This is a genomic window from Thalassolituus sp., from assembly GCF_034111725.1.
Classification (GTDB): domain Bacteria; phylum Pseudomonadota; class Gammaproteobacteria; order Pseudomonadales; family Oceanobacteraceae; genus Thalassolituus.
The window spans coordinates 109176-119560 of the sequence record NZ_JAWUWR010000055.1 but is presented as its reverse complement, the minus strand read 5'-3'; the positions used below and the strand labels follow the sequence as shown (position 1 = coordinate 119560).

The 10385-nt window shown below is 47.3% G+C and carries 7 protein-coding genes; 3 read left to right on the top strand and 4 right to left on the bottom strand.

Annotated elements, in window-relative coordinates; genetic code table 11:
- The first annotated feature begins 21 nt into the window (after positions 1-21).
- Together uvrD and UXZ23_RS09640 are read left to right on the top strand one after the other, a co-directional pair.
- Positions 22-2232, top strand: coding sequence for a DNA helicase II (gene uvrD / locus UXZ23_RS09645; RefSeq protein ID WP_320820372.1), 2211 nt, complete (start codon positions 22-24; stop codon positions 2230-2232).
- A 53-nt stretch (positions 2233-2285) separates the two neighbouring features.
- Entirely contained in the window at positions 2286-3374 is a 1089-nt protein-coding gene (locus UXZ23_RS09640) for a TRAP transporter substrate-binding protein (RefSeq protein WP_320820371.1), read from the top strand.
- A gap of 54 nt (positions 3375-3428) precedes the next feature.
- Here UXZ23_RS09640 and rho read toward each other — a convergent pair whose 3' ends face one another.
- Entirely contained in the window at positions 3429-4691 is a 1263-nt protein-coding gene (rho, locus tag UXZ23_RS09635; RefSeq protein WP_025266528.1) for a transcription termination factor Rho, read from the bottom strand.
- Between the two features lie 213 nt (positions 4692-4904).
- Positions 4905-5231, bottom strand: coding sequence for a thioredoxin TrxA (gene trxA / locus UXZ23_RS09630; protein ID WP_015488647.1), 327 nt, complete (start codon positions 5229-5231; stop codon positions 4905-4907).
- 153 nt (positions 5232-5384) lie between these two features.
- Between trxA and ppx the strand changes: the two genes are divergently transcribed.
- The gene (ppx, locus tag UXZ23_RS09625; protein ID WP_320820370.1) at positions 5385-6893 is read left to right on the top strand and encodes an exopolyphosphatase; all 1509 of its coding nucleotides are present in this window, start codon (positions 5385-5387) and stop codon (positions 6891-6893) included.
- Between the two features lie 74 nt (positions 6894-6967).
- Here ppx and ppk1 read toward each other — a convergent pair whose 3' ends face one another.
- Entirely contained in the window at positions 6968-9067 is a 2100-nt protein-coding gene (ppk1, locus tag UXZ23_RS09620) for a polyphosphate kinase 1 (RefSeq protein ID WP_320820369.1), read from the bottom strand.
- 9 nt (positions 9068-9076) lie between these two features.
- Entirely contained in the window at positions 9077-10087 is a 1011-nt protein-coding gene (gene hemB / locus UXZ23_RS09615) for a porphobilinogen synthase (RefSeq protein WP_025266526.1), read from the bottom strand.
- Positions 10088-10385 lie beyond the last annotated feature (298 nt).

Genomic DNA, 10385 nt, shown 5'->3' with positions numbered 1-10385 from the left:
TTTTTCTGGTAGACTACCCAAATGGATGTAACAACACTACTCGACGGTTTAAACGATGCACAACGCGATGCGGTTTGTGCACCTCATGGTCATCAACTTGTTTTGGCAGGCGCCGGCTCGGGTAAAACCCGTGTATTGGTTCACCGAATTGCCTGGCTGGTGCAGACTGAAAATATATCGCCCCAAGCTATATTGGCGGTAACCTTTACCAATAAAGCCGCTAAAGAAATGCGTGGCCGGTTGGAGCACTTACTCAACATTCCTTCAAATGGATTGTGGGTGGGCACATTCCACGGCTTAGCTCACCGTTTGCTAAAACAGCATTGGCAAGAAGCCAAGCTGCCACAGCATTTTCAAATTTTGGATAGCGATGATCAGCTGCGTGTAATTAAGCGCTTGATGAAAGCACATAACATTGATGATACGCGTTATCCGCCGAAACAAATTCAGTGGTATATCAACGGCCAAAAAGACGAAGGTCGTCGCGCTGCACATGTGATGCCATCCGGTGATCCCTTCGGGCGACAGTTGCACGATTTTTATTATATTTATGAAGAAAATTGCCAGCAAAATGGCTTGGTCGATTTCGGCGAAATATTATTACGTGCGCACGAATTATGGCTGCATAACCCTGACCTATTAGCTCATTATCAACAGCGCTTCCGCTATATTTTGGTGGACGAGTTTCAAGATACCAACAATATCCAATACGCATGGATCCGCTTATTAGCAGGTAATAAAGTCTCTGTGATGGCAGTGGGTGATGATGATCAATCTATCTACGGTTGGCGTGGTGCTAATGTCGGTAATATTCGTGATTTCCAAAAAGATTTTCCGGGTGCGGAATTAATTAAGCTTGAGCAAAATTATCGTTCTACCGCGAATATCTTAGCTGCCGCCAATGCGGTGATTGCCAATAACCAAGGTCGTCTTGGTAAAGAGTTACGTACCGATGATGAAGATGGCGAAAAGATAGTTCTCTATAGTGCCTTCAATGAACAAGATGAAGCGCGTTATATCGCTGATTTAGTCGACGAATGGGCTAAAGCCGGTCGTGCTCGCACCGATATGGCGATTTTATATCGCTCTAACGCTCAGTCGCGGACGCTTGAAGAAGCGCTATTACGCGCGGGTATTCCCTACCGTATTTACGGCGGTCAACGTTTCTATGAGCGTCTAGAAATTAAGAACGCACTGTCGTATCTGCGTTTAATGTTAACGCGCGATGATGATGCGGCAATGGAGCGTGTAATTAATGTACCTGCGCGTGCCATTGGCGAAAAGAGCGTTGATATTTTGCGCAGCTTTGCCCGCGATCATGGCTGTTCTTTATGGCAAGCGGCAGTAGGTGCCATTAAACATGGTTTATTGCCAAAGCGTGCCTCTGCGGCGGTGCAAAGCTTCCTTGATCTGATCGACGAACTCAGCGTAGGGATGAATGACTTACCTCTGCATGAATTGATGGACCAAGTCATTACCAATAGCGGATTAATTGAGCATCATCGCAAAGAAAAAGGCGAAAAAGGCCAAGCGCGCATTGATAACCTTGAAGAGTTAATTAACGCGGCTAAACAATTTGAGCCTTCCTCTGCTGAGGCTGAAGACCCACAAGCTGATGAGCTATCCCCAATCGCTGTGTTTCTTGATAGTGCGGCACTGGATGCTGGTGATGCACAGGCAGACGAATACGACGATGCTGTGCAATTGATGACGCTGCACTCAGCCAAAGGTTTGGAATTCCCTCAGGTGGTGTTAGCGGGTGTAGAGGAAGGTTTGTTTCCGCACAAAATGTCGATGGGTGAAGCCGATGGCCTCGAAGAAGAGCGCCGTCTTGCTTACGTCGGTATTACTCGCGCCATGGAAAAGCTGATTATTACTCATGCTGAAAGTCGCCGTTTATATGGCCAAGAGAACTTCAGCACGCCATCACGTTTTATTCGTGAAATTCCATCAGAATTAATTCAAGAAGTACGCTTAAAAAATAGTGTGAGTCGTCCGTTAACTGCTCGAGACCGCAATAATTATGGCGGCTCAAGTTATCAGAGCGAACCTGCGTTCGTGCAGACACAATATCCATTTAGTCTTGGTCAGCGCGTCTATCATGAGATGTTTGGAGAGGGCATGGTATTGCAGTTTGAAGGGCAGGGTCCGGGTTTGCGTGTGCAAGTGAATTTTGACGACGCCGGCAGTAAATGGCTGGTCGCGAGTTTTGCTAAACTGGAAGCTTTATAAATCGCACTCAGTGCGGGTAATGTAATAACCAACAATAACAACAGGAGAAACACGTGAAACGTTTAATGACTGTTTTACTCGCTGCGGCAACGACATTGATGCTAGCAGGCTGTAACAAGGATTGTGAAACACCCGTTGGTGAAGCTGCGCCACAACAAACTTATAAATGGAAGCTGGTAACGTCTTGGCCGAAAAACTTTCCAGGTTTAGGGACGGCTCCTGAACGTTTTGCCAAAGAAGTCGAAGCGCTGTCTGGTGGCCGTTTAAAAATCCATGTTTACGGTGCTGGTGAATTGGTGCCTGCTTTACAGGTATTTGATGCCGTATCGCAAGGCACGGCAGAGATGGGCCATAGCGGTGCTTACTACTGGAAAGGCAAAGCGGCAGCTGCACAATTCTTCACCTCTGTTCCCTTTGGTTTAACCGCCCAAGAAATGAACGGTTGGATTCAATACGGTGGTGGCCAACAGTTGTGGGAAGAAGTTTATGCTCCTTTTAATATCCTACCGATGTCGGGCGGTAATACCGGTGTACAAATGGGTGGTTGGTTTAACAAAGAAATTAACAGCGTTGACGACCTTAAAGGTTTGAAAATGCGTATCCCAGGTTTGGGCGGTGAAGTCTTAGCGCGTGCTGGTGGTACGCCGGTGACCTTGCCGGGCGGTGAGATATTCACCTCTCTGCAAACGGGTGCTATCGATGCTACAGAGTGGGTGGGTCCATATAACGACCTAGCCTTTGGCTTATATAAAGTCGCGAAATTCTATTATTATCCAGGCTGGCATGAGCCAGGTTCTATGATGGAATTTTTAATCAACAAAGATGCCTACGCGACCTTGCCAGAAGATTTGCAAGCCATTGTTCGTGTTGCTGCTAAAGCCATTAACGATGATATGTTGGCTGAATACACCACCCGCAATCAAAGTGCTTTGGTGGAGTTGATTGAGAAGCATCATGTCGATGTGCGTCCATTCCCTGCAGATGTATTGCAGACCTTAAAAGGTCTATCTCATGAGGTTGTGGCGGAAGTCGCTGCCGGTGACCCTATGTCAGCTAAGGTGTATGAATCGTTCGCGAGCTATCGCGATAAAGTGAAGGCGTATCACGCCGTTAGCGAACAAGCTTATATCAACGCTCGCTAGATTTAAGCCATAAAAAAACCGCCTTTCGGCGGTTTTTTTATATTCCAAAGATACTTACTTGCCACCACGCATGGAGTCGAAGAAGTCATCGTTGGTTTTGGTCTGACGCAGCTTATCAAGTAAGAACTCGATACCTTGTACATCTTCCATTTCTGAAAGCAGACGGCGCAGAATCCATAAGCGTTGCAATGCCGCTTCATCAAACAGCATGTCTTCGCGACGAGTACCTGAACGACGAATGTTGATTGCAGGGTAGATGCGCTTTTCAGCGATCTTGCGATCAAGATGCAATTCTTGGTTACCAGTACCTTTAAATTCTTCGTAGATCACTTCGTCCATCTTAGAGCCGGTATCCACCAATGCCGTAGCAATAATGGTTAATGAACCGCCTTCTTCGATATTACGAGCAGCACCAAAGAAACGTTTTGGTTTTTCTAGTGCGTTGGCATCAACACCACCGGTCAGTACTTTGCCCGATGATGGGATAACTGTGTTGTAAGCACGCGCAAGACGCGTTACTGAGTCGAGAAGAATCACTACGTCACGTTTGTGTTCAACCAAACGTTTCGCTTTTTCGATGACCATTTCAGCCACTTGAACGTGACGTGCTGGTGGCTCATCGAACGTAGAAGCAACTACTTCGCCGCGCACAGAGCGTTTCATCTCGGTTACTTCTTCAGGACGTTCGTCGATTAGAAGTACGATCAATTCAACATCTGGAGAATTGCGAGTGATGGCTTGAGCGATAGTTTGCAGTAGCATGGTTTTACCGGCTTTCGGCGGTGCTACGATCAAACCACGTTGGCCTTTACCAATCGGTGCGACTAGATCCAATACACGCGAAGACAAATCTTCGGTGGAGCCACTACCGGTCTCTAGGATGAAGCGCTCGTTTGGAAATAACGGCGTTAAGTTCTCGAACAGAACTTTGTTTTTAGCGTTTTCTGGCTTGTCGTCGTTGATTTCAGCGACTTTAAGCATGGCAAAATAACGTTCACCTTCTTTTGGCGGACGTATCTTACCGGCAATTTTGTCACCCTTACGCAGGTTAAAGCGACGAATCTGGCTCGGTGATACATAAATATCATCCGGCCCTGCTAAGTAAGAGCTGTTAGCGCTACGTAGAAATCCGAAACCGTCTTGCAGGATTTCTAGGACGCCGTCGCCATAGATGTCTTCACCACTTTTAGCGTGATGTTTCAGTACGGCGAAAATGATGTCTTGTTTACGGGTACGGCTTACGTTCTCTAAATTCATTTCTCGCGCAATGTCGAGAAGTTCGGGAACGGATTTCAGTTTTAGATCAGAAAGATTCATAAGGGATTTTTATTGCAGTGTTATTGGAATTTGATAAGAAATCAAAAGAAGGAGGCACTGGCAGAACCGCCATGCAGACATCTTTGAACGAGATAATAAATGACGATGTCATTCTCAGATGCGTCATTCAATATAGACAGATTAAAATGGCATGTCCACACAAAAAGGCGAAGTATTTTGCCTTTTTGTGTGGTTAATCGACAATCGGCCTATTTAGATCGCTTGTTCGATGAAGGCAACTAGCTCAGATTTGCTCATTGCACCGATTTTAGTCGCTTCAGCAGCGCCGTTCTTAAATAGAATTAAGGTTGGGATGCTGCGAATACCAAACTTAGGCGCAGTCGCTTCGTTTTGATCGATGTTCAGCTTAGCAATCTTAAGTTTGCCAGCATATTCTTCAGCGATTTCTTCCAAAACAGGAGCAATCATTTTGCATGGGCCGCACCACTCTGCCCAGAAGTCCACCAGTACTGGCAAGTCAGAGCCTAGTACGTCGGCGTCAAAAGAATCGTCTGTTACGGTCAGAATGTTGTCGCTCATGAGTGTATTTCCCCTGTGGATATCAAAGATAGCAAACCCGCATTGTACGCCGCAGTGATATGGAATCAATTGGATTCTGTACTGGACGTAGCGCCGATTGGCCTGCATATTCTTCTATAGATATGGGTTATCACGAGAATTTCAAGTCAACGCATGAATATGACATCTTCACCCGATGCGCCACGGGAGTTAATGGCGGCAGTCGATCTCGGCTCTAATAGCTTTCATATGGTTGTTGCGGAGGAGTTTCAGGGAGAACTTCGCACGTTGGAAAAGCGCGGACAAAAAGTCCAGTTAGCAGCGGGTTTGGACAATCAAAGCATTCTTTCGGATGAGGCCATGGAACGTGGTCTTGTTTGCCTGCGTGAATTTGCCCAACGTTTACAGGGCATGGATCCGTCGCGGGTGAGTGTATTAGCTACTAACGCATTGCGTGCAGCTCGTAATCGCCAAGTGTTTATTGAGCAGGCGGAAGCGGTACTGGGTTACCCGATCGAGGTGATTGCTGGACGCGAAGAAGCGCGTCTCATCTACCTTGGGGTTGCGCATACCCTTGCTGATGATGGCGGTAAGCGCTTGGTGGTCGACATTGGTGGTGGCAGTACCGAGTTTATTATTGGCGAGCGTTTTGAGCCGCGTGCCCTAGAAAGTTTGCATATGGGCTGTGTGTCGTTCACGCAGCGCTACTTTCCGGATGGCAAAATCACTAAAAAAGGTTTTAAAGAAGCTGTCGCAGGCGCACGCCGTGAGCTGCTGAATATTGAAGCCAACTATAAAACAATTGGCTGGGAAAGCGCCGTTGGTTCTTCGGGTACTATTCGCGCGGCTGAGCAAGCCATGATTGAGAATGGTTGGAGTGAAGAAGGTATGACGGCTGACGGATTGGCCAAGCTGGTGGAATTCACATTACAGTTTGAGACCATAAATGACGTCAACATTAGCGGTGTTAAACCTGAGCGTCGGCAAGTGTTTATTGGTGGTTTGGCCATATTAACTGCGGTATTTGAAACCTTTGGTTTAAAGCGCATGGTCTATTCCGATGGAGCCTTACGTGAAGGCGCTCTTTGGGATCTGGTTGGGCGCTCTAGTCATGAAAATGTTCGTGAGCGTACGATTGATTCGCTGCAAGAACGCTTTTACGTCGATACCAATCAGGCGACACGCGTTAAGGTCATGGCGGCAGCGCTGTTTAGCCAAGTGAAAGCCGATTGGTCGTTGAATAAAGAGGCTTCTAATTCGTTGGCGTGGGCCGCAGAGTTGCACGAAGTTGGATTGAGCATTGCTCACAGTAGCTTCCATAAGCACGGTGCTTATTTACTGCAACATTCCGATTTATTGGGATTTACTCGCCAAGGGCAAACTATGCTGGCCGTGCTGGTGCGTAACCATCGCCGTAAAATTCAAAAAGAAGAAGTGGCTGTTCTTTCCAAACGTCAGCAAACCACAGCCTTGCAGTTAATTCGCTTACTTCGCATTGCCGTGGTGCTTAACCATAGCCGCGACGCGCATGAAGTCCCGACGCCTGTGTTAACGGTTAACGGTGATGATTTAACCTTAGCCATGCCTGAGGGGTGGCTGGAGGAGCATCCTTTAACCGCGACTGATCTAGCAGCTGAAGTTGACTATCAACACGCGGCAGGCATGAAGCTTAGCGTAGCTTAAATCGTATTTGTATCGGCATAAAAAACGGGCTAACCATGAAAATGGTTAGCCCGTTTTGTTTCAAGCTTGTGCTGTTAAGAAGCGCTAGCGGCGAGTTTTTCTAACAATACCGCCTGCGCTTTTATCATGGGTTCGTTAGCGCCCGGTTGCGCGCGGACATAGGTGCCATCAGGCTGTAAATCCCAAGCTTGGCAGTTATCCAACATATAGATTTCTAGTTCATCCTTCATGCGTTCTTTAAGTTTCGGAAACTCAATCGGGAAAGCTGTTTCTACGCGACGGAGTAAATTGCGCTCCATTAAGTCGGCGCTGGCCGCATATATTTCGTCGTTACCGTCGTTAAGAAAATAGAAAACACGGGTATGTTCTAAGAAACGACCAATAATAGAGCGCACGCGAATATTATCAGAGACGCCCATAACTCCCGGACGTAAACAGCACTGGCCGCGGATAATAAGATCGACTTTTGCCCCTGCTTGAGAAGCACGATATAGCGCACGAATAACTTTAGGTTCGGTTAATCCATTGGCTTTCAAACGAATCAGGGCAGGCTTACCTGCCTGAGCATGAGCGGCTTCACGATCAATCATCTGAATAAGGCGTTTATGCAGCGTAAATGGTGCATGGAATAATTTCTTAATGCGTAACGCTTCGCCCATTCCGGTCAATTGCTGGAATACTTTGTGTACGTCTTCACCAATTGAATCGTCGCAGGTTAGAAAGCTATAGTCGGTATAAGCGCGGGCGTTACCGGCATGGTAGTTGCCCGTGCCTAAATGCACATAACGTTTATATTTAGTGCCTTCTTTACGCACGATTAGCATCATTTTAGCGTGGGTTTTATAACCTACAACGCCATATACCACGACGGCTCCTGCTTCCTGTAGCCGGTTAGCAAGATAGAGGTTTTCCTCTTCGTCAAAACGTGCACGCAGCTCAATAACAACGGTCACTTCTTTACCATTACGAGCCGCATCCACTAACGCGTTAACGATCTCTGATTTGGCGCCGGTGCGGTAAAGTGTTTGCTTAATGGCGCGTACGTTAGCGTCTTTTGCTGCTTCACGCAGTAAATCGACCACTGGTGTAAACGACTCAAAAGGATGCAGTAACAAGGTATCGCGGAAGCGAATGCTCTCGAAAATACTCTTCTTAAAGTTAATATTCTTTGGCAAGCCCGGAGTGAATGGTGGGTATTGCAAATCAGGGCGAGAAATTTGCCCGATCACTTCAATTAAGCGGCCCAAATTAACAGGACCATTTACGCGGTATAAATCAGTCTGTTCTAGATTGAACTGATTTAGTAAGAAGTCGGTGAGTTCTTCTGGGCAGTTATCCGCTACCTCCAAACGCATTTCTTCGCCGAAATTACGTGAATGTAATTCGTCTTCCAGTGCCGTTGCTAAGTCGGCGGTGTCGTCGTGGTCGATATCCAAATCGGCATTACGCGTTACACGGAACTGGTAACAACCTTTAATGGTCATGCCGGGAAATAATTCATCAGCGTATTCGTGAATCATAGACGACAAGAAAATAAAGCAATCACCACCACTGGTCAGTTCATCGGGTAAGCGCACCGTGCGCGGAAGTGAACGTGGGGCAGGAATAATCGCTAAGCCGGTTTCGCGGCCAAAGGCGTCTTTGCCTTCGAGGGCGACAATAAAGTTAAGGCTTTTATTCACTAAGCGCGGGAATGGATGCGACGGATCTAATCCAATCGGGCTGATGAGCGGTTGGATATTGTCGTCGAAATACGAACGCACCCATACGCGTTGCTCATCGTTCCATTCCGCACGGCGTAAAAAATGAATGTCTTGTTCTTTTAATGCCGGTAGTAGCGTGTTGTTGAGAATTTCATACTGACGTTCAACAGTAACGCTACAAAGGTTATGCACTTCGCTTAATACTTGCTGCGGGTGCATACCATCGGCACCCGCTTGTTCGCGGGCAAAGGCTAATTGCTGAGTTAGGTTGGCGACCCGCACCTCATAAAACTCATCGAGGTTTTTGCTAAAAATACATAAAAAGAACAAGCGATCGAGAATCGGATGACTCTCGTCGAGGGCTTGTTCTAATACCCGAATATTGAACTGTAAATGGCTCAATTCGCGGTTGATGTAATATTCGCTGCTCTGTAAATCGATAACAGGTAGGTTGTTATCTTGGTCGCTCATTGCCTTTCCTTAACGGTTAATCCACTCCGCATATTGTTTAGCGTAGTAGGTCAAAATGCCATCGGCACCGGCGCGTTTGATGCAAAGTAACGATTCTTGCATCACCGCATTGTCATCTAACCAACCATTCAAAGCCGCAGCCTTGTGCATGGCGTACTCGCCACTAACTTGATAAACAAAGGTAGGGGCCTGAAATTCATCCTTAACACGACGCACGATATCCAAATACGGCATGCCAGGTTTAATCATCACCATATCGGCGCCTTCGGCCAGATCTAGCCCCACTTCATGCAATGCTTCATTGCTGTTGGCTGGATCCATTTGGTACGTCTTTTTATCCGCTTTGCCTAAGTTCGCCGCTGAGCCAACCGCATCGCGGAACGGGCCGTAATAGGCTGATGCGTACTTGGCGGAATACGCCATGATGCGCGTATTCACAAAACTTTCTTCTTCTAACGCTTCGCGGATATCGCCAATGCGACCATCCATCATATCGGACGGGGCGACGATATCAGCACCGGCTTCGGCATGTGACAGCGCTTGCTGTACTAGTGCTTCTACAGTGCGGTCATTCAACACATAACCGTTTTCATCAATGATGCCGTCTTGACCATGAGTGGTGAACGGATCAAGCGCTACATCGGTAATCACGCCCATTTCTGGTACAGCATCTTTAATCGCACGCACAGCACGTTGTGCTAAGCCGTTCGGGTTAAAGGCTTCTTCCGCCATCAGCGACTTGGCACTGGCGGGTGTTACCGGAAACAGCGCAATCGCTGGTACGCCAAGCTTGTATAAATGTTTAGCTTCTGCGACCAGTAAATCAATCGACACTCGTTCGATTCCAGGCATAGAAGGAATCGGCTCACGTTCTTGGTGGCCTTCGACAACAAACATCGGATAAATCAGGCTATCCACCGTCAGCTGAGTTTCGCGCATTAAACGACGTGAAAAATCATCGCGACGCATACGGCGCAAGCGCGTTTCTGGGAAGAAGCGTTGTGCATCGTTAAAAGCCATGGTGGATCTCCTAGCTGGGCGGGTCGAGTTAACGTAAAAACCCGATTGTAGCCTGCTTTCGACTATAGATTCTGCATAGAAGTGTCGATTGGGGCAGTTTGAAGTTGGAATGTTACGGATTTATGACAGACTGGTGGGTGTTGGCGAGGTTTTGCGGCTGATGCTGCGGTTCTTTTTGTTAATACGAAATGTATGTTTTCCGTAGGAGGTACTCAGGGAGCGCCAGCGAGCAGTGCCGAATTACGATACAAAGCTATCCTCGGGAGTACGAACAAAAAACGTTCGTTGACTCCCTCCT